This window comes from Virgibacillus salinus (assembly GCF_900102415.1).
Classification (GTDB): Bacteria; Bacillota; Bacilli; order Bacillales; family Amphibacillaceae; genus Lentibacillus; species Lentibacillus subterraneus.
This window is the reverse complement of the sequence record NZ_FNKD01000003.1, coordinates 685,109-705,495: the sequence shown is the minus strand read 5'-3', so window position 1 is coordinate 705,495 and position 20,387 is coordinate 685,109. Positions and strand designations below refer to the sequence as shown.

The 20,387-nt window shown below is 36.8% G+C and carries 20 protein-coding genes and 1 pseudogene; 6 read left to right on the top strand and 15 right to left on the bottom strand.

Annotated elements, in window-relative coordinates; genetic code table 11:
• Positions 1–6 precede the first annotated feature (6 nt).
• From BLS02_RS15495 to BLS02_RS15475, 5 genes are all read right to left on the bottom strand, one after another.
• On the bottom strand, positions 7–579 hold the full coding sequence (locus BLS02_RS15495) for a sulfurtransferase TusA family protein (protein WP_092493920.1): 573 nt from the start codon (positions 577–579) through the stop codon (positions 7–9).
• Between the two features lie 13 nt (positions 580–592).
• A complete protein-coding gene (locus BLS02_RS15490; protein WP_092493919.1) occupies positions 593–892 on the bottom strand; it encodes a rhodanese-like domain-containing protein in 300 nt (99 codons plus the stop codon).
• Between the two features lie 253 nt (positions 893–1,145).
• Complete coding sequence (locus BLS02_RS15485) at positions 1,146–1,625, bottom strand: DsrE/DsrF/DrsH-like family protein (RefSeq protein WP_092493918.1); 480 nt, start codon at positions 1,623–1,625, stop codon at positions 1,146–1,148.
• 145 nt (positions 1,626–1,770) lie between these two features.
• Positions 1,771–2,031 carry a metal-sensitive transcriptional regulator gene (locus tag BLS02_RS15480; RefSeq protein WP_092493917.1) on the bottom strand — a complete coding sequence of 87 codons (261 nt, stop codon included), beginning with the start codon at positions 2,029–2,031 and terminating at the stop codon, positions 1,771–1,773.
• Between the two features lie 19 nt (positions 2,032–2,050).
• Positions 2,051–2,389: a rhodanese-like domain-containing protein gene (locus tag BLS02_RS15475; RefSeq protein WP_092493916.1), complete on the bottom strand. Its 339-nt coding sequence runs from the start codon at positions 2,387–2,389 to the stop codon at positions 2,051–2,053.
• 191 nt (positions 2,390–2,580) lie between these two features.
• Between BLS02_RS15475 and BLS02_RS15470 the strand changes: the two genes are divergently transcribed.
• Entirely contained in the window at positions 2,581–3,123 is a 543-nt protein-coding gene (locus BLS02_RS15470) for a sigma-70 family RNA polymerase sigma factor (protein WP_092493915.1), read from the top strand.
• On the top strand, positions 3,116–4,273 hold the full coding sequence (locus tag BLS02_RS15465) for a hypothetical protein (RefSeq protein ID WP_092493914.1): 1,158 nt from the start codon (positions 3,116–3,118) through the stop codon (positions 4,271–4,273). Before BLS02_RS15470 ends, BLS02_RS15465 begins: the two co-directional genes overlap by 8 nt.
• A gap of 577 nt (positions 4,274–4,850) precedes the next feature.
• On the opposite strand, the gene BLS02_RS15455 is transcribed toward BLS02_RS15465, so the two are convergent.
• The 6 genes from BLS02_RS15455 to BLS02_RS15430 all read right to left on the bottom strand — a co-directional run bounded on the left by BLS02_RS15455 (position 4,851) and on the right by BLS02_RS15430 (position 12,410).
• Entirely contained in the window at positions 4,851–6,683 is a 1,833-nt protein-coding gene (locus BLS02_RS15455; protein ID WP_092493912.1) for a M6 family metalloprotease domain-containing protein, read from the bottom strand.
• Between the two features lie 366 nt (positions 6,684–7,049).
• The gene (locus tag BLS02_RS15450) at positions 7,050–7,928 is read right to left on the bottom strand and encodes a glycine betaine ABC transporter substrate-binding protein (RefSeq protein ID WP_092493911.1); all 879 of its coding nucleotides are present in this window, start codon (positions 7,926–7,928) and stop codon (positions 7,050–7,052) included.
• 243 nt (positions 7,929–8,171) lie between these two features.
• Entirely contained in the window at positions 8,172–8,780 is a 609-nt protein-coding gene (gene safA / locus BLS02_RS15445; protein ID WP_092493910.1) for a SafA/ExsA family spore coat assembly protein, read from the bottom strand.
• 292 nt (positions 8,781–9,072) lie between these two features.
• On the bottom strand, positions 9,073–10,326 hold the full coding sequence (locus tag BLS02_RS15440; protein WP_092493909.1) for a YeeE/YedE family protein: 1,254 nt from the start codon (positions 10,324–10,326) through the stop codon (positions 9,073–9,075).
• 162 nt (positions 10,327–10,488) lie between these two features.
• Positions 10,489–11,109, bottom strand: coding sequence for an NUDIX hydrolase (locus BLS02_RS15435; protein ID WP_092493908.1), 621 nt, complete (start codon positions 11,107–11,109; stop codon positions 10,489–10,491).
• A gap of 128 nt (positions 11,110–11,237) precedes the next feature.
• Positions 11,238–12,410, bottom strand: a complete 1,173-nt coding sequence (locus tag BLS02_RS15430) for a hydroxymethylglutaryl-CoA synthase (protein WP_092493907.1) — start codon at positions 12,408–12,410, stop codon at positions 11,238–11,240.
• 454 nt (positions 12,411–12,864) lie between these two features.
• On the opposite strand from BLS02_RS15430, the pseudogene BLS02_RS19510 reads away from it, so the two are divergent.
• Positions 12,865–13,025: pseudogene (locus BLS02_RS19510) on the top strand (IS256 family transposase); the annotation flags it as partial.
• Between the two features lie 311 nt (positions 13,026–13,336).
• On the opposite strand, the gene guaC reads toward BLS02_RS19510, so the two are convergent.
• Positions 13,337–14,320 carry a GMP reductase gene (guaC, locus tag BLS02_RS15420; RefSeq protein ID WP_092493905.1) on the bottom strand — a complete coding sequence of 328 codons (984 nt, stop codon included), beginning with the start codon at positions 14,318–14,320 and terminating at the stop codon, positions 13,337–13,339.
• 226 nt (positions 14,321–14,546) lie between these two features.
• On the opposite strand from guaC, the gene BLS02_RS15415 reads away from it, so the two are divergent.
• From BLS02_RS15415 to BLS02_RS15405, 3 genes are all read left to right on the top strand, one after another.
• Entirely contained in the window at positions 14,547–15,008 is a 462-nt protein-coding gene (locus tag BLS02_RS15415; protein ID WP_092493904.1) for a divergent PAP2 family protein, read from the top strand.
• 189 nt (positions 15,009–15,197) lie between these two features.
• Complete coding sequence (locus tag BLS02_RS15410; RefSeq protein ID WP_092493903.1) at positions 15,198–15,545, top strand: four-helix bundle copper-binding protein; 348 nt, start codon at positions 15,198–15,200, stop codon at positions 15,543–15,545.
• Positions 15,546–16,346: 801 nt separating this feature from the next.
• On the top strand, positions 16,347–17,801 hold the full coding sequence (locus BLS02_RS15405) for a Na+/H+ antiporter NhaC family protein (protein ID WP_092493902.1): 1,455 nt from the start codon (positions 16,347–16,349) through the stop codon (positions 17,799–17,801).
• Positions 17,802–17,855: 54 nt separating this feature from the next.
• Here BLS02_RS15405 and BLS02_RS15400 read toward each other — a convergent pair whose 3' ends face one another.
• From BLS02_RS15400 to BLS02_RS15390, 3 genes are all read right to left on the bottom strand, one after another.
• Positions 17,856–18,578, bottom strand: a complete 723-nt coding sequence (locus BLS02_RS15400) for an amino acid ABC transporter ATP-binding protein (protein WP_092493901.1) — start codon at positions 18,576–18,578, stop codon at positions 17,856–17,858.
• Complete coding sequence (locus BLS02_RS15395; protein ID WP_092493900.1) at positions 18,579–19,244, bottom strand: amino acid ABC transporter permease; 666 nt, start codon at positions 19,242–19,244, stop codon at positions 18,579–18,581. It lies immediately after the preceding gene.
• A 164-nt stretch (positions 19,245–19,408) separates the two neighbouring features.
• Entirely contained in the window at positions 19,409–20,185 is a 777-nt protein-coding gene (locus tag BLS02_RS15390; RefSeq protein ID WP_092493899.1) for a transporter substrate-binding domain-containing protein, read from the bottom strand.
• Positions 20,186–20,387 lie beyond the last annotated feature (202 nt).

Here is a 20,387-nt window from a genome sequence, read left to right as displayed (position 1 = left end):
TTTATTTTAGTTATTTTTTTCAGTTGAACCTTCCCATTTGGACATTCCTGGTACAACATTTTTTACATTTTTATATCCTTTTTCAGTTAGTTTTTGGGCTGCTAAATCACTGCGGTTTCCTGTACGGCAAACCACATGCAGTTCTTTATCCTTAGCTAACTCTTCAAATCTTTCTTCAAGTTCCCCAAGGGGTATATTTAAAGCGCCAGGAATATGTCCAAAAGCAAATTCTGCCGGCTCACGTACATCCAAAATTGCAATATCCTCATTGCCATCTACTTTACTGCGAAGTTCTTCCAAATCTGTAATTTCCTCATGTTTTGTTTCTTCTTTCGCTTCTGCCTCATCTGCCTTTCGCAGATAGTGCTTCAATACTTCTTCTTCTTCAACTGTGCCAAGATAATGATGACCTGTACTCTCTGCCCAAGCTTTAATATCAGCAGTAGACCCTTTATCAGTTGCTTGCACTTCCATCACTTGACCAGGTTCTAAGTTTGTAATAGCTTTCTTTGTTTTAACAATTGGCATTGGACAAGCCAACCCTTTTGCGTCTAACGTTTCATTTGCTGTAATAGTCATGTTAACTCCTCCTTTATTTCTCTACTTCATCTTTCCAATCAAGCATTCCGCCTGCAACGTTCGTTACATCATATCCTTGTTCTTTTAGAAACCCACTTGCTTTACCACTTCTTCCCCCGGAACGGCACACCATATAATGATGTTTATTTTTGTCAATTTCATCTAATCTTTCCGGGATTTGACCAAGCGGTATATGGGTTGCACCTGGTATTTTCCCTTGAGCTACCTCATCATCTTCTCGCACATCGATAATACTTATTTTCTCTTCATCTTTTAATTTCTTTGCTAAATCTTTCGTTGTAATTTCCTTCATTATTTTCCCCTCCAATTTGTTATATTTCTATATTCCCCTGCTAGTATAAAATTATAATTCATACCTAACGGGGTATATTTAAGGCCAAAAAAAATTCATAAAAACCTAATGAGTGACTGTTCCACCCATTTGGAACCGTGTTTGGGTTCTCATAACCCTGATCACCAAATTTGAACTGTGTTCTTGGAGAAATCTTATCGCCAATCCTTAGTTGCACTTATGCAGTAAGAAATGATTTATACTTTTTTAACTCCTAGATGAATAAACTTACGTTTCCATCTTCTGCCTCACCAATATATGCTGCTACTCCTCCATATTCAATTTCATCAAGTAATTCATCTTTTTGGAGTCCAAGCAAATCCATTGTCATGGTACATGCAATTAGTTTTACATCCTGTTCTTGTGCCATTTCCACTAATTGTGGCAGTGGCATTGCGTTGTGCTTTTTCATTACATTTTTAATCATCTTTTGGCCCATTCCTAAATAGTTCATCTTGGAAAGACCCATTTTATCAGCGCCTCTTGGCATCATTTTCCCAAACATCTTTTCCATTAAACCTTTTTTAACTGGAACCTGATTCTCTTTACGAAGTGCATTAAGTCCCCAAAAAGTATGGAATATAGTTACTTCGTGGTCATACGCAGCGGCACCATTCGCTATGATGTATGCTGCCATCGCTTTATCATAATCACCACTAAACAAAACAATTGTTGTTTTTTTCTGATCTGACATTCCGCATTCTCCTTTTTAAATTAAAATTAATTCAAATACACATACCTGTATGGGTATTTTTACATTTTTAAAAAAAGGGTTAACCTTTTTGCTTAACCCAATTAGTATAGTAATAGACTTTAAAACAATTGTCAACCTCGGCTGTTTATCTACTTTTAACAAGTAAGTTAACTGCTTCTTTAATAAGGTCTTCTGATGTTTCTCCATCTTCCTTTTCCTCACGAATGCATTGTTCAAGATTTGTGCTGACGACTAATGCTGCACTACGATCTATCGCACTTCTAACAGCCGACATTTGAGTTACGACATCACGGCATTCCTTTTCTTCTTCCATCATTTTCAATAAACCTCGAACTTGCCCCTCAATACGCTTCATTCTATTTTTCATTTGATCATCATATTTCATTTTAACGACACTCCTTCCGTTAATCTTTTACCACATGATACCCTACAACACGTTTGCCTTTGTTTCGCAGAATTCTTGTACTTACATTTTTACCTACAAAGTCTGAAGCAATTACAACAATGTTTTTATCTGGAATATCATGAAAATGCCGATTTAAATATGGCACTGGAATGCTATACGCTTGTTCTATTATATCATTAAACGAATCTTGGAAATCTCTTGTGTCGACTATTGCTACATCCTCTTTAGTATAGGATACATAATTTAGGTCCATTTTGCCAATCCCAAAGACCGGCATATACCTATGGTAGAGAAACAACAAGAGAAAAGTTATTATTATAATAAGTGCTATACTCATTGCTTTCCCCTTTCAAATTTTATCAAATCAATTTCAATAATATACCCGTGCAGGTATTTTGTCAATAACTAAATTTGCAGAAGAAAAACTGCCAAGCAGAAGCTCTGCAAAAAAATAAGGAAAAATTAACCTAAAAGCAGACCTTAGCTCGATCCCAATCGTTAATAATGTAGGAAAGGAGAGATGAGCAGGTGACCGAGGATACGAATAATACAACTAACCTTACTCGTGATCAAGCAATTGAATTCATCATGGATCATTATGGTGAAGCCGTCAAACGAATAATTTATTCATATGTTAAAAGTCACCACACGACCGATGATTTATTTCAGGAAGTGCTAATTCTTATCTATAGAAAATGGGAAAAATATGATGGACGATCTCAATTAATAACTTGGGTAATACGAATTGCCATCAATCGCTGCAAAGATTATTTGCGATCACCGCTCCATCGCATCAAACTCGTAAAAGATCATTGGCTCGATCAAAAAGATTATCAAGATGCAGAAGTGACAGTTATTCAACAAGAACAATGGGATGAGATAGCAGAAGCAATACTAAACTTACCCATCAAGAATAGAGAAGTAATGATCTTAATGTTTCAGCATAACATGTCCCTCAAGGAAATTGCCGAAGTCACAGGTGCTCCTGTTTCAACAATTAAAACTCGAATGCAGCGAGCCAAAAGCCTATTAAAAAAACATGTCAGTGAGGAGGAATGGACCCTTGAATAAAAATAATCTTAAAAAGTCCCTTGACCGGAAAATAGGCGAAAAATCTCTATTTACCAATGCGGACCGGGAGCGCTTTTATGAATGGAAACAAAATGCAAATCATAAAAAGAGACGATTTACCGCTTTCCCAAAAGTAGTTTCAGCATTATTCTTTATTTGCTTGGTTAGTGGATTTATTTATTATGCAGGTTCAGATAATCCTTTTCAACAGCCCTTACCTCCTGAACAATCTGCTGACAAAGAAAACCAGGAGCAAAATGAGAGTAACAATCCAATCGATTACTCCTCAAAAGTAAATCCACGTTCTGAGGAAATAAAAGAGGACTTCAGTTATGACCTAACTTTACAGGAAGCCAAATCATTATTTGGAAAGTACGGTGAAGGACTAACATACGATAAAACAAACAAATCAACTGGTAAAACTAATTTAACCAGTGAGTTCGTTTATTTCAAGTCAGATGAATTTGATCATATGAAAAACATGTCTATTGGGAAAGAAGATTTTCAACAGGGAAACCTTGGAATCCTATTTCAAATTACCTGGAAGAACGAAAACGAGTTGCAATCAGCGATGCTCACTTATTTATCCAAAAACGGGGAACGTATCGTAACTGAAAAGTTTACTTCCGATGGGTACTTTGAAGGTAAAGACCAAGAGCGGGTGCAACTGAAATACACACTTGATATGCAAGGATTAGTATTGGAATCCATAGGTGAATCCATTAATAAAAACCCAGAGAGTTTAACGAAAGATGACCTTCAGGAAGTAGAAACATTAAAAATAGATGCTTCTGAATCAAGCGGTATCTATGATGTAAAAGGAAATCTTGAACACTTTAGTTCCATGTCACAATTAACGTCGCTAACATTAAATCAAGCTATCATTCCTGAACATCTTTTGGAAGTAATTCCAAACCTGGATAAAATGACATTTATTGGCCCGACCCTTAACAATTTAAGTTCCGTTTCAGCTAGCTTAGACAAAATCACCTATTTAGACATTAAAGAAAGTTCCTTTAGAGGAAATGCTGAAGATATTATGGAACTCGAAAATTTAGAAATTGTAATACTGGACAAATCGACCGTGACAGACTGGGAAAAACTTGAACAGAACGGAATTACAGTACTGGAAAACCCTCCTTCAAATTAGAAAACTTGGCTAATCGTTAAAGGAGTTCTTTTATAAAGACGTAATTTGACTTACTTAGAACCCCCTATAGTTTGGAGTACAAGTAACTGCCTAGAGAAAACAGTGATGACAGATAAGTTCATCGCTGTTTTTTTATTTTCTGCTAACCCATGTGAACAAATCTTTACAATCACTCTGATGGCGAACATTTCTCAATAAAAAATTGACCTGCGTCAACGTTTTCCAATTTGAAATATACGATATTGGAACCAAGGAGATGCTCCCTATAGATAAATTAGGAGATACAAATAAACTCTAGCAGCAACGATATTTGTGAACAAACTCACAGAATGAGAGGATTGATGGTAATGGCTTCAAACAGGGGAAAACAAACGAATAGACCGACTACAGTCAATGGTCTTCTTAAGTCAGTAACTGTTGTTACACTATTACTGAGTTTTACCGCCTTGATTGTCGGCGGCTACTGGATTTTCGAAAACAAGGCTCCTACCCCATTGGAGGTAATAGGAGCCATGTTACTTCTTAACTGCAAATAAAAACAAAACCGGGAAATGTATTCCCGGTTTGTTTTATACATTTATTTGGCTTCATTACTTTCATAATAGAAATCAGCAGTAATCGAACCATCTTCATTTTCTTGAATATTAGTTACATGGATTCCGCTATCTGCTGGAACATTACTATTATCCTTCCAGAAATAGTAGGAACCTGTGTGAACATTTTTAGAATTCGGTGTCAGTTTATCGCCAGTTTTCAGGAAGTCACCAGCATCACCACGATTTTCATATTTCTCAAGATCATAGTTCCCATCTGCTTGAAGAACAGATAGACCATAGTGCGTTACAATTGTTCCATCACTTGCTGTACTTGATTGGTTATACTGGAATCGTTTATTCTTCCAATTTTCCACATTGTTGGGACGGAATCCGGCAGTTTGGTATAGATTGATGATATTCTCATCAACATGCCATGCTACAAGTCCGTTCGAATCTTTACCTTGACGAATTAATCCTTCATTAAAACCACTTTGCTGAATGTTCTCAAACAAGAAGTATTCTGTACCATTCGAACCTGGAACTTCCATTTTCACAACACCATTATCTGCATCTGCCTCATCAATTGATGGTAGTGTAATAGTTTGCGTTGCATCCTCTGGTGTTACTTCAATTGGTTCTATCCAATTCAAGAAAATTTTAGAGAATGGATCAAAATGCGTTGGTGAGTTCCCTGAGTATGCAGCAGCATCTGGATAACGCATCCACGATCCACCTGCCATCATAGAGTAATTCCCTACACCTTCTGAAGAATATGCAGTGTCATAGAAGTCAGGTAATCCTAATGCATGACCAAATTCATGTGCGTAAACACCTGGTTGTGCAGGAAATGGTCCTGTTTTTGAAGCTTCGTCATAGCCTCCTGTTTCAAGGTTATAACCTGCAACGTTCCCGCCAATTTCAGGTTGAATATTGTAATTGTTTACTACCACGCCGTCATAAGTCATATCTTCTTCTATAGTTTTGTCTATCCATTCATTATATTCCATACCCTCATACTGTGGTGCGGGTACTCCTGTCTCATAGTACTTACCATAATAAAGTGCACTGAGTACACTCCATTTATGCGACCAGATTTGTGCCGGATCTCTACTGAACTCTGCACCGGTTCCTTCATGGATGATAAATACGTTAGGAACCTCCCCATCCTCAGCATACTTACTAAAATCAACATCACTATCAGCAGATTTTAAAGCGTCTCGAACAAACTCACCCATATGGGCATCACCATTCGCATTACCTAGAAGATACTCTCCACCATCAGCATATGTCCCTTCCTGATCTAAATAATAGGAGGCCCCTTTAGGGAGTTCTACCCATGCATAATCCGTATCTTCCAATCTAACTAATTCTACATTACCATAGCTGGATTCTTTATAGGCATTTTGCATCGTCTTATCCGTTGGTGCTTCTTTTCCATTAAATTCAGCATATTGCTCAAACTGTGGTAATTCATAAGGATTATATGAGTCGCCGAAAATCAAATCCTTAAAATATTTAGCATCAACTTGCCCTTCTGGATCCCCTACTGGTTCATCGCCTTCCTTGAATTTAGCCAGTATTACTAGCATTGGAACTTCGCCTTCTGATTCTTGGTAGGCTACATGATTATCACCAGCTTGTTGAAACTTTGTACCGTTGTTTAACTTTTCAGCAGGGTCCGTCTTAGATAAATTCACCCCTAACTCCTTTGCCTTTTCTGCAAGATCTGGTGATGCTCCAATCTTATCGACCAAACTTAAATTAAAGTCTGCAGCTTTCTTTGGTTGTGGATCAACTTGTTCAGAATTACTTGAAAAAGCAAAACTTCCAATTAAAGTTGCAGATAATGCTAAAGCGGATAATTTCTTAAACAATAGATTTCCTCCTTTAAAATAATTGCTATACAGCCTATTTATATAGTACAACCTTCCTATAATTTATTCGATGGGTAAAAAGTAGTATTATTTAGACAATTTTCTATTATTCGACATCTTAATTTTACAATATATGTTTAGAACACTTGGCATCTGTTAAAGGGATTCCTATGAAAGCGTATTTTTATTTTCTTAGATCCCCTTATATGAATCGTGTGTCTTACTTAACTGCAAATAAAAGAAGATATAATTCTCTAATAGATTCCTGCCATTACCTTTTTAAATGTAAATAAAAATAGGATAGACAAGGCATAATTTGCCATATCTATCCTGTTCTATATATTCTTATTTAAATATTGTCCAGCTTTATTTCTCCAACCACTTATTAACTTTGCCTTGATTTTCTTCTACCCAGGTTTCGGCTAATTCTTCAGGTGTTTTACCTTCCGTATCAATCTCCATTATCCACTGCTCAACTTGATTCAGTGTCAGTTTCATGTTAGAAAATAATGTATAAGCTGTAGGCGATTGTTTTTTGAGATCAGACGTAACACCTACTTGAACATCATCAAGCTTCCATACATTTTTGGGGTCATCTAAAAATTTAATGTCCATTCTCACGAACATCGGATGAGGACGCCACGCATTAAAGACAATTCCTTCTTTATCCTTCATTACACTTTCAGCTTGAGCAAGCATTGCTGCTGTACTGCTATTTTTTATTTCAAAATCATTCATGTCATAAGCTTCAACCATTTTCTTTGTTGTATCTGCCATACCACTGCCTGGGTCAATTGCATAAACTTTTTTATCAAATTTTTCCTTATACTTATTTAAATCCGCAATTGAATTCACATCTTCCATATATGTAGGGACAGCAACTCCAATTGGCATATCTGAGTAAAGTGTTCCTGCAATGTCAAATTGGCCTTCGTATTCCTTTAAATAGGAACTTTGTAAATTCGGTGACCAAATATCTATAAATGCATCAATTTCTTCATTGGCTAGTGCTTCATATAATATACCAATCTGACCTTCCTCGATTTTCACTTCATATCCTTCTTGTTCCAAGATTTCCTTAGAAAGATATGCAGGTACAGTAGCATAATCATATGGATCTAACCCAATTGATATTGTTTTTTGTTCTTCTTCATTTTCGTTATTCTTGTTATCTTGACTTTCTTGTTGATCCCCATTACATGCTGTTAACACAAGAATAAAGGTCAGACTTAAAAAAAGGATCATTCTTTTTGCTGAATTAATAATTATACTCACTCTTTCGTTTATATTATTTTAAGTACGGTTTTAATTCCACCTCCTTCTAATATCCTCTACGCACTTCGAATAATATAATAACACAATCTAAATCGCTTTCAAAAATTTTTTAGACATATTATTAATAGTAAAATTCTTAAGATAAACTCTATTTTCTCGCAAAAAAACCCGTGAACTCTTTTGTAGAATTCACGGATTAAACAATAATTACCATTATTTTTTGATAAACATTTGAGTCCAGTGGCGACCATCTTCCACGTACCCTACGCCAATGTGTGTGAAATCATCACTTAAGATGTTTGCTCTGTGTCCAGAACTATTCATCCACCCGTTAACAACTTCTTCGGCAGACGCATGGCCCCTTGCAATGTTTTCCCCTGCTGAGTTATAGGAGATTCCAAAGTCTTTCATCATTGTAAATGGTGAACCATAAGTTGGGCTATCGTGGCTAAAGTATCCAACATTATTCATATCTCTAGATTTATACTTCGCTACTCTGGCAAGCTCCCAATCATATTTCAATGCAGGTAAACCTGCTTCTGCTCTTTCTTTATTTACTAATCTAATAACTTCCTGTTCTTGATTATACTCATCATTTACCACTATATTAATTTGTTGTCCTGGATAAATTAAATCGGGGTTTGAAAGTTGAGGATTTGCTTCAATCAGCTCACTTACCCCTGTAGTAGTTTTTAAAGCAATTTTCCAAAGGGTATCACCAGGTTCAACAGTATATGAATCTGCTGCCATTGTAGTAGCAGGAAATAGTAAAGCTAATGACAAGGTCGATATAATAGCAATTTTACTAATCTTGTTAATCATGAAAAACATCCTTTCTTTTAGTTATATTGCTAGAATAAAGAGTTTTAGAGATTTAGTCATTACTAAATATTTGGAAAGTTTATTACAATATAATTACACTTATCAAAAAAGTTAATAAAACACTATTAGAACACGCTTGGCGAAAGCTGCTATTGTAATACAATAGAAAAATACTAAACTTTTTTATGTTGAAAAACTTGTATCCATTAAAGAAATTATATGAAAGCATTTACTTTCTTAACTACCAAAAAACCACCATGCAAATAACTCACATGGTGATACTAATAACAAATTAACAAAAAGAATCTTTTGATTTAGGTACTGACAAACCAAACAATGGTCTGAGATATAGGGCTACAAAGGTTCCAGCTAATGCCAGGATTCCCCAAATGTATCCGTGAAGACTGAATGATGCAATTCCGCCAAAGTATGCGCCAATATTACAACCGAATGCGAGACGAGCGCCATAGCCTAACATCAACCCTCCTATTACAGCCGCGGCAACATTTTTACTGTTTATTTTTGTAAATTTGAAAAGCCCACCCGCTGCTGAAGCAAGAAATGCCCCTAAAATAACACCTAGATTCAATACAGTGGTTGAGTCCATAAAAATCGATGACTCGAGTACAGCGGCATTTGCGCCTTGCCAATATCCCCAGCTAGCTACATCGATCCCTAGAAATTGTGCTACTTTAGAACCCCATAATGCGAAAGCAGAAGTAACACCCCATGGCGCACCTCGAGTCATTAATGTTATCGCATTAAGAACCGCCAATGCAATTGCTGCTGCGAACAATGGCCAGGATCCACGTAAAAGTCTCTTCCAGCCTGTTGTTGACGGAACAGATGCCATTTTAGGCGCTTTTTTCTTTTTTTCCACAACCAAGGTAAGCCAAGAAATCAAACCAAACAACGCAATCGATAAGATCCAGGCACCTCCGTAACCTAGCCCTGTAGATGTTGCCAGTGAAATAGGTTCAAAGGCCGGTAATTCTTGCGTCCAAAATGGTAAGTGATAGGCTCCGATTGTAGAACCAATAATAAAAAATAAAAGTGTTACGAACATAACAGTGCGGCCACCACCAACAGCATAAAGCGTACCAGAAGCACACCCTCCTCCAAGCTGCATACCTATTCCGAACATGAAGGCACCAACAAAGAGACTAACGCCAACTGGTGCTACGTATCCAGCAACATCTCCTCCAAAGAACGAATAACCAAATGCTAAAATTGGAGCAAATAATGTAACTGCAACAGCTAACATTAGCATATGTGAACGTAACGCCTTCCCATTTCCAACAGACATAAGCCTGCGAAATGCTGATGTAAAACCAAAGCGAGCATGAAACAGCGTATATCCAAGCAACAGGCCAATTACAAGTAGTAATGGCTGAACAATATTTTGCGTAACCATAAGATAAATCATTAAGATAGCCCCTACGATCAGCCCCCCAATTATTAGTGGCATTTGAGGCTTATTTAATTCAGTACTATTCTGTTGTACTGGATCTTTTACTTCATCAATGGGCTGAACTTTAGTTACCATTTAAAACATCCTTTCCTTATAAAATTAGTAGGAAATACTCCATAATAACCACTAATCATTTTAGTGTCAACGAAAATTTGGCCAAAAAAAACCCCAATCAAGACTCCATTTAATGAAATCTATTTATCGGGGTAAATAACGCTTTTATTATAGAAATATTAATTATACATCCTGAATAATTGCAGTGAAATGGGATATAATCTTTGCAGTCAGACCCCATATGACTTTGTTCTCATAGGTATAGAAGTATTCATCAATCTTCCCGCTGCGCCAATTATAATTACGGCCACCAACAATTAGTTCATAAGGAAAATTTTCCTCAGGTTCAATACCCATGTTCACTCGATGAATTTCCGGCTCCGTTTCCATGAAAAATTTCAGTGGGACCATAAAAACTTCTTCTACTTCTGAAGGATTTGGTTCGATATGATCGGTCCTTCCAAGGAAACCTGCATATGGATAAACAATCATTCCAAACGGAGAAACAAGATAATCTAATGGATGAACCTCTGAAATGTCAGTCCTATTAATACCCAGCTCTTCTGTTGTCTCCCTGATAGCAGCATCCTGTTCTGTTTGATCCTGGTCATCAAGCCTTCCCCCGGGAAAACAAATTTCTCCTGGCTGCCTTTTTAAAGAATGTGAACGGACTTCAAATAAGACATTAATTCCGTCATCCTTCTCAACAAGTGGTATAAGTACTGCAAATTTTGAAAAGCCTTCACTTCCAAGGATTTTAGGTGTATGTTCTTTCACTCTAGTGAAGATTGCATTTGCATCCATATATTCACCTCAAAACTTTGTATATATTTCCCACCGAGATAATAGTTTAATAATACCATTAAATAACAATACTCCCAAAAACGAATAACTCCGGGAAGCATATATCCACCCAGAGTTCCGCATTAGTTCTATTTAACCTTATTGACATATTGCCGTTTATTATCTTTCAAACCTGACAAACAAATCGATGCCGGGTCGTTATTAATATCCAAGTTGATGGTTGATCCGTCAGTTGGCAGCGTCTGCTGGAAGATTTCCTCATATTCCGAAACGGTTACTTCTTTTCTTGCAGAAAATAAATCATTATGATTTCCCGCATATAAGTGCTCTCTGTAATTTGGCTGCAAAATACCGGTGAAGAACTCCCCAACTGCCCCGGAACCATAGCTGAATAACCCAATTCTTGATCCAGCTGCCAAATCATCCTTTTGTTCAAGAAGAGACAGAAAACTTAAGTATAACGAAGCCGTATAAATATTTCCTACATTCCTGTTATAGCTTGTACTGATTTTGTAGTTTGCTACTAGTCGTTCTTTCACATCTTCCGTTCCCTCATCCAAAACAGTTCTTAACGCTTTAAGCCCCATTTTTGTATATGGAAGGTGGAAACAAATGGCCTCAAAGTCATTTAGTTTCAGACCCGTCTTCGTCTTGTACTGCTCCCATACCTTGGAAAAGAATGAAATATACTGTTCATTGGACAATTTTCCGTCAACAAAAGCTTTGTCTGAATAGACGGGACGCCAAAAGTCCATAATATCAGAGGTGAAATAAACACTCTGATCTTCAAGAGCCATAATGTTAGGATCTGCACTAACTACTATTGCAACTGCTCCAGCCCCTTGAGTTGCCTCTCCTGGCGTATCCAAACCATACCTTGCAATATCTGAACCCAATACTAATACCTTGCTCTCGGGATTTAATGCAATGTGTCCTTTTGCCATTTGAAGACCAGCTGTAGCTCCATAACAAGCCTGTTTTACTTCGATAACACGAGCATATGGATTTAACCCTAATAAGTCATGAACATAAACGCCCGCTGATTTGGAGCTGTCAATGCCTGACTCGGTACCAAAAATAACAAAGTCAATCGTTTCCTTATCTTTCGCATCCAAAATTTCCAATGCGGCATTTGCTGCTAACGTAACTGGATCCTGCGTGATTGGAGGTATTGACATCTTTTCCTGACCAATACCAATTGTAAATTTCTCAGGCTCCACATTTCTGCTGACAGCCAGTTTGTTCATATCAACATATAAATGAGGTGCATAAAAACCTATTTTATCAATCCCTATTTTCACGATGAGTACTCCTTTACTTACCTATATTAGAAAACTTGGCTTTCGCCAACCTAATGGCAAAAGCCTTAGTTGCACTTATGCAGTAAGATAGTTTTTATACTTTCTTAACTGCTAAAATCAGGCCACAAAATTTACGTAAGGTGGCTAATCACATTTTACTATAAATAATATAAGAATTAAATTTTCTTGATGCTGAGAAACTCAATTTATTATTAAGTATTCTACTCAATCTGTAATTTAATATATATTTGTTGTTATATGAATGAAAGATCAGTTACCGAATCAAAGAGAATCAAAAGGTGAATAACAGAATATGAACCCGACAAATCAGCAAGACGGATTCTCGTTCGATTATTCGATTATGTCTATATAATTGTGTAAAAAGAAAGGACACCATAAGTCCTCGTATTACAATGTTTTCAACCACGAAAATAATGTAGAGGAGGAATTTATGATGTCCCAAGTTAATTTTACACTAGGTTTTGAGAAACTTAAAGGTGAGGTGCTAGACTCCGGTTTAAACGATGTTGTCAAGACCTCATTGGTACTCATACTGAACCAATACTGGAAACAGAGCGGGATCAGTATATCCAACCAAGCTCGCATGAACGCACTTTTAGGCCTCGTTCCGCTAAGGGAATAATATTAATGGAATATGAGGTTTAAACAGACAATTAGTGGAACGAGAGCTTTTTAGAGGATAACGGAATGAGGATTCATCAAATCAGCAAAGTAAATCCCTCAATCCACTACCAGGGACGTTATTTAATAGAAATACCCATTTTTAAGTTAATACATGTTTAATAAGGTCCACTGTGTCCGCATATCCGCACAATAGCACTTTTTATCGAAATAGCGGATCGTATGTCCACTTACAGTTATCTATATCTTTCAAATTTCGCGATAAAAAAGCGGAGCCTGTTAGTTTAATAAACTTTATCCCCATTAAAAATAGAGTTTTTCACAACGACATAATCTACATTACGAATTGCTTGCAGTTTGTTTCCGCCAGCATAAGAAATGGCTGATTGAAGATCCTGCTCCATTTCAATCAATGTATCTTTAAGTGAACCTTTATGCTCCACAAACATTTTCTTTCCTTCTACATTTTTCTTTTCGCCTTTTTGAAACTCTGAGGCTGAGCCAAAGTATTCTTTAATGAACTTTCCATCTTTTTCAATCGTTTCACCTGGAGATTCCTCATGTCCAGCGAACAATGAACCAATCATTACCATAGATGCCCCAAATCTAATCGACTTTGCTATATCGCCATGCGTACGAATGCCTCCATCGGCAATTATCGGTTTACTTGCTGCTTTTGCACACCATCTTATTGCTGCTAATTGCCAGCCACCGGTTCCAAATCCGGTTTTTATCTTTGTTATACATACCTTCCCCGGGCCTATACCTACTTTTGTTGCATCAGCACCAGCATGTTCCAGCTCTCTTACTGCTTCTGGAGTACCGACATTTCCTGCGATAACAAAACTTTCAGGTAAGTATTTTTTAATATGCTCAATCATTTTAATGACTGCATTGGAATGTCCATGTGCAATATCAATGGTTATGAATTGTGGTGCAAGCTGTTCATTAGCTAAATGTTGTATGAAATCATACTCTTCAGCTTTTACACCTACACTTATAGATGCAATTAATCCACGTGAAATCATGTCTTTAATAAAAGCGATACGCGTTTCAGGTTCGAAGCGATGCATAATATAAAAGTAACCATTTTCGGCTAAGGAGATTGCAATCTTTTCATCTATTATAGTTTGCATATTTGCTGGGACTACAGGCATTTTAAAAATATACCCGCCTAAATTTACAGTTGTATCACATTCGGATCTGCTATTTACCACACATTTTGCGGGAATTAATTGAATATCCTCATAATCAAACGCATTCTCCATATTAACATCTCCTAAAAACGAATATTTTATATTTATTTAATATTAATGTTCGTATATTAATTAATTTACATCATTATTTGCATTGTGTCAAAGAATTTTGTAACTATTTAATATAAGTATTCTTATTCAACGAACCCCTTTCTTCTCTACTCTGTTAACAATAATAAGAATTACTTTTCTGTATAAAATGCAGATTTTTTTCTCATCCTAATCTTGAGGTGACCATATGTTAAATCGATCCATGATAACGGCGTTAATAGGAATAGGTTCCGCACAATTCCTGAAGGTACCAATGAAATATTTAGAAGAAGGTACATGGGATTGGAAAAGGTTGATTGGTTCTGGTGATATGCCAAGTTCCCACTCTTCAGCAGTTACAGCTCTTACCACTTATGTAGGACTTAAAAAAGGTGTTCCTTCCATTGAATTCGGTGTCAGCAGTATTTTTGGTTTAATTGTCGTATATGATGCAATGGGAATTCGCAGGCAAACTGGTGAAATCGCCATGGAAGTAAACGTACTAAACGAACAGTTAGAAAGATTTGCAAATGAGCATCCCGGTATTTACCACAAAGAACGCAAGAAAAAACTTGAGGAACTGCTTGGGCACATGCCAATTGAAGTAGCTGGCGGCGCGCTATTAGGTATTGCTATAGGAGCTATTAGTTATCTAACAGAAAAGAACTAATACACAATTGATACATATTAGTGATGTACCTTAAAACGAGCTTGGATCCTCCAAGCTCATTTTTTATAATTGATTTTGTTTTTTAAAGAGGCTGTAAGGGCAACAAAATTATTCTTTTGACCTACAAACGGTATGAAATAGTTTCGAGTTACACATATTAACAACGACTAAAATTTTGGAGGTTTTAAAATGGGAGTATTATCAGCATCACCAACAAACATGGATTATTGTATTGAAGCATGTCTAAAGTGTGCTCGAGCGTGTGAAGAATGTACAACCGCTTGCTTACTAGAACCAGATGTTCAGGCTAGAATCAGATGTATTCAAACGTTAAATGATTGTGCTGAAATTTGTTTTCAATCAGCAGCTTACATGTCTCGAAACAGTACTTTCGCCAATCAGCACTGCCAGATTTGCGCAACTATCTGTGATGCGTGTGCAGTCGAGTGTGAGAAATTTAAGGATAACCATTGCCAGGAGTGTGCAAAAATTTGTCGTGAATGCGCGGAAGCATGCAGGAATATGGTATCTTCTTAATTTTATAGAGGCTGGTACATAACTAAAAATCTCTACTTTAAAGACGAATAATAACAGGATAGGTTATTTAGAACGTTCATTATCAATGGTTGGATCTAATACGTAGTTGATATAAACTGCGACACAGTGAAAATTTTCTTTTGCACCACTCCGGTACCAATGCAACATCTGCTCAAGCTAGCACTTTCGCAGTCTTACTAGTCATGGGCTCACTCATCAGGGTTATAAGAACCCGGACGCTATTCAAATAGCGTGAAACGTATCTTCATCGGGGTTATGAGAACGCGAACACTGTTCAAATAGTGTGAAACGTGTCTTCATCAGGGCTATGAGAGCACAAACGCTGTTCAAATAGCGTGAAAATTGTCTTCATCGGGGTTATGAGGGCACAAACGCTGTTCAAATAGCGTGAAACGTGTCTTCATCGGGGCTATGAGAGCACAAACGCTGTTCAAATAGCGTGAAACGTGTCTTCATCAGGGTTATGAGAACCCGAACTCTGTTTAAATAGTGAGAAACGGTCACTCATATCGAAGTTATGAGCCCCGGTTGAGTATTTTTCCATGTTACTTCGCAGTTTATATCTAATAAGCAACATTAGATAACAAGGCATTCACCAAGCCTTTTGGTGAATGCCATACTTGCACTTATGCAGTAAGAAAGTAGTTATACTTTCTTACCTGCAAAAATCCGAACTAATTCGAATTCTATCTCAAGAGTTTGAATCATAATTCGGATTTTACTTTGACTTAAACACTTTTGTCCCAGCCACTTTCTTCATTAATATAAAGGAGAGATAGTATGGATTTATGGTTATCAGTGATCCCACCAATTTCGGCAATTATTTTTGCTATATGGACGAAACAAGTAATACCATCCTTGTTAATCGGTCTTTGGATTGGCAGTTTTATTTTAACACAGTCGTTTTTTGGATCGTTTTTTAAAACCGTTGATTACATAACAGGTGTTTTAACCACCTCCGGCAATATTCACGTTGTCTTATTTCTATATATTTTTAGTGGTCTGGTTGCTCTTATCCAGGTGTCAGGAGGGATACAAGCCTTCGCAGAGTTTGTTGGAAAATATATTAACAGTAGTCAGAAAACGTTTATCGCATTGTGGGCATTATTGCCTGTTACATTTGTTGATTGCGGTTTTCGCGTTGTAGCTACTGGAGCAATTATTAAACCTTTAGCTGAAAAATATAAAATAGCTAAAGAAAGATTGGCATACATGTTAAATAACTCATCGAGTCCTGTCGTTTTGTTAATTCCTATTGCAACAACCTTTGTAGGTTATATTATCGGAGTTGTTCAAAATGGAATGGACACTACTGGTATTGAGGGATCAGCATTTTCATTTTACTTGCAGTCACTTCCTTATCAATTTTTTAGTTACTTTTCTATTCTCATTGCACTTGCCACGATAATGCCCAAGTTAAATTTGGGTCCAATGAAGGAACTAATTCGAAATCACTCCTCCACAAAGGCAGATTTGCAAACAGAATTTGCGGAAGATATGTCCCACCATCACAAAGCGGAAACAAGTAAAGACCAGACTGGTAATGCAGTGAAAGGTAATATGGAACATAACCATGATATGGATCAGGAACCCTCCCTTAAGCCAAAGTTAATTAATCTTATAATTCCTTTATTAACTTTAATACCACTGAGTTTTTTTCTAATGATTGGGAGCGAAGAATCATCAAAAGCAATGTTAGTAGCACTGATTCTTACACTAATTGTGACCTTTCTTTTATATTTGTTTCAAGGTCTTAAACTAGCTCAACAAGTGGATAATTTTATTAAAGGTGGTAATAAACTTATTGTCACTATAGGTATATTAATTGTTGCTTGGCCAATTTCAATGGTATCACAAGACCTTGGTTTAACGACACTCATTGAAAATACCCTTTCCAATACGATTAGCACCACTTTTGTCCCGGTAATTACTTTTGTTGCAACAGCGACTGTCTCTTACTTTATTGGTTCGTCTTGGGGAAGTTGGGCTTTAATGATGCCTGTTGCATTTACATTAGCTGTCGCAACTGGGTCTTCCATCCCTATAATCGTGGCAGCAGTATTATCAGGCGGAACATTTGGAGATGTTACCTCGCCAGTATCAGGAATGACTGCAATGTCTGCTGGTATCGCTGAAGCAGATCATATGAAATATGTAAAAGCTATGTCTCCATATAATTTAGGAGCTGGCGTGCTGGCAGCCAGTGCATTTTTCCTTGTGCCAATACTATTTTGACATCAAACAAAAAGGCAATCCCAGGCTAACAGTGGGATTGCCATTGATTTTAAATTAGAGAATCTTACTTAAAAATGATTGGGTTCGAGGATTTTGAGGGTTATCAAAAATTTGTTGTGGATTCCCCTCTTCCATAATAATTCCTTCATCCATGAATAACACACGGTCCCCCACTTCCTTAGCAAAACCCATCTCATGTGTCACAACAACCATTGTCATTCCTTCTTCTGCTAAATCCTTCATTACCTCAAGCACATCTCCAACAAGTTCAGGATCGAGAGCAGATGTAGGCTCGTCAAACAGCATAACTTTCGGATTCATAGCAAGAGACCTGGCAATTGCTACACGTTGTTTTTGTCCACCAGAAAGACTATCCGGATAATCATCTGCTTTATCAGATAGTCCTACTTTTTCGAGAAGTGAAAGTGCGACATCTTTCGCTTCATTTTCGGATAGATTTTTTACCTTGATAGGACCTAGCGTAATATTTTCCAAGACCGTTTTATGTGGAAATAGATTGAAGTGCTGAAAGACCATTCCCACTTGAGAGCGGACTTCATTAATATTAACGTTTGGATCTGTTAATTGATCTCCGTCAATCGTAATTTCTCCTGCTGTGATATCTTCGAGAAGGTTAATACATCTAAGAAATGTACTTTTCCCGGAACCCGATGGCCCAACAACGCACACAACCTCACTCTCATCAACTTTAGCATCAATCCCTTTTAACACCTCTAAGTCACCGAACGATTTGTGTAAATCTTTTACTGTAATCATTTATACATCCAGCTTCCTTTCTAGTCTGTTCAAATAGAGTGCTGTTGGCACTGTGATACATAAGTAAAGTAAACAAACCATAACTAATGTTTCAAAAATTTCAAAGGTAGTGTTGTAGTATTCTTTTGCCATAAACACAACATCATGTACTACAATAACTGAAAATACAGACGTGTCTTTTAAACTAATAATAAATTGGTTTCCAAGAGGTGGAATCATTCGTTTAAATGCTTGTGGCCAAATAATATAACGCATCGTTTGGTTTTCGGTTAATCCCATCGAGCGTCCTGCTTCATGCTGTCCTTTATCAATTGAATAAACAGCGCCACGAACAATTTCAGCAATATATGCACCAGCATTAACGGCTATTGCAATAACACCGGCATTAAATGAAGATATGTTCAAACCTATTAGGTCTTCGGAAACACCATAATATAGAAATAGTGCTTGAGCCAGTATTGGTGTCCCACGAACAACCTCAACATAAACCGACCAAAACCCTCTAATTATTTTGTTTTTAGAGAGTTTCCCTAAACCAGCTAACGACCCAATAATCATCCCAAAAAACAAACCAATAACCGTAATCATTACTGTTATTTTCAGACCATCTATTAAGAAAGGCAAACTTTGAACATATGCTGATTCCATAAACGTCGTATAAATCATTCTGTATCTCTCTCCTTTAGAAAACTTGGCATTCACCAAGCCTTAATGGCGAGTGCCTTAGTTGCACTTATGCAGTAAGAAAGTATTTATACTTTCTTAACTGCTAATAAAACAGCGTAACAAGCAATTACTTGTTACGCTTGATTTGTAGTCTGCAAAGATGACTATTCTGTTTCTGGAGGCTCTGTTCCAAACCACTTCTTATAAATTTCTGCATATGTTCCGTTTTCTTTCACAGCCGCTAAACCTTCATTTACAGGCTCAACTAGATCTGATCCTTCCGGTAGTGCAATACCATATGGCTGACCTTCTAATACTTTACCAACTGTTTTTAATTTATCTGGAGCATTTTCTTTAATATAATATTTCACGTTTGGTAAATCATATAGCACGGCATCAAGACGTCCTCTTTCCAAGTCCATATATGCAGTAACAATTTCCGGATATGCTTCAACTTCAGCATCGGTATTAGCTTTTAAATAGTCGTTACTTGTCGACCCTTGGCGCGCCCCAACTTTTAATCCGCCTACATCTTCTATTGACTCAATGTCTGAATCAGCAGGGACTGCAAGAATTAAACCAGAATCATAGTATTTATCAGAGAAATCGATGAACTCTTCACGTTCCTCCGTAATAGAAATACCAGCGATACCAATATCATTCTTACTTGTTCTCATTGATGCAAGTAAACCATCAAATTCCATGGTTTCAAATTCTACATTAAAACCAGCTTCATCAGCGATAGCTCTAATCAATTCAATATCAAAGCCTTCCATTTCACCAGTATCAGGATTCTTATATTCAAAAGGCTGAAAGTTAGAATCCGTAGCGACCGAATAAGTCTTTCCTTCTCCATCGCCACTAGTCTCACTTGAGCCACAAGCAGCAAGTAAGCTGATTGAAATAATTGCAATAAATAATAACGTTAGTTTCTTTTTCACGTTAACTATTCCCCCTTATAAATTATAATTATAGTGTATTTTTATATATTCTCATAGTATTCACACTTTTCAAATTCCTGTTTAAGGCTATATACCTATGAAAATTGGTATATTTCAGACTCTTAGAAATTTAGTTTGTATTTGTGTACAATATCTCTGATATACACGATATAACTATAATACATGCAATAATTGGCAGATT

Bases quoted from the DNA above. Each gene is read 5' to 3' on its own strand.
- BLS02_RS15475 (WP_092493916.1), bottom strand. From the start codon at position 2,389: ATGAGTATAGCACTTATTATAATAATAACTTTTCTCTTGTTGTTTCTC.
- BLS02_RS15450 (WP_092493911.1), bottom strand. From the start codon at position 7,928: ATGATCCTTTTTTTAAGTCTGACCTTTATTCTTGTGTTAACAGCATGT.
- BLS02_RS15435 (WP_092493908.1), bottom strand. From the start codon at position 11,109: ATGGATGCAAATGCAATCTTCACTAGAGTGAAAGAACATACACCTAAA.
- BLS02_RS15395 (WP_092493900.1), bottom strand. From the start codon at position 19,244: ATGATTTATACGACGTTTATGGAATCAGCATATGTTCAAAGTTTGCCT.
- BLS02_RS15495 (WP_092493920.1), bottom strand. From the start codon at position 579: ATGACTATTACAGCAAATGAAACGTTAGACGCAAAAGGGTTGGCTTGT.
- BLS02_RS15440 (WP_092493909.1), bottom strand. From the start codon at position 10,326: ATGGTAACTAAAGTTCAGCCCATTGATGAAGTAAAAGATCCAGTACAA.
- BLS02_RS15490 (WP_092493919.1), bottom strand. From the start codon at position 892: ATGAAGGAAATTACAACGAAAGATTTAGCAAAGAAATTAAAAGATGAA.
- safA (WP_092493910.1), bottom strand. From the start codon at position 8,780: ATGATTAACAAGATTAGTAAAATTGCTATTATATCGACCTTGTCATTA.
- BLS02_RS15405 (WP_092493902.1), top strand. From the start codon at position 16,347: ATGGATTTATGGTTATCAGTGATCCCACCAATTTCGGCAATTATTTTT.
- guaC (WP_092493905.1), bottom strand. From the start codon at position 14,320: ATGGAGAATGCGTTTGATTATGAGGATATTCAATTAATTCCCGCAAAA.
- BLS02_RS15400 (WP_092493901.1), bottom strand. From the start codon at position 18,578: ATGATTACAGTAAAAGATTTACACAAATCGTTCGGTGACTTAGAGGTG.
- BLS02_RS15480 (WP_092493917.1), bottom strand. From the start codon at position 2,031: ATGAAATATGATGATCAAATGAAAAATAGAATGAAGCGTATTGAGGGG.
- BLS02_RS15410 (WP_092493903.1), top strand. From the start codon at position 15,198: ATGGGAGTATTATCAGCATCACCAACAAACATGGATTATTGTATTGAA.
- BLS02_RS15485 (WP_092493918.1), bottom strand. From the start codon at position 1,625: ATGTCAGATCAGAAAAAAACAACAATTGTTTTGTTTAGTGGTGATTAT.
- BLS02_RS15415 (WP_092493904.1), top strand. From the start codon at position 14,547: ATGTTAAATCGATCCATGATAACGGCGTTAATAGGAATAGGTTCCGCA.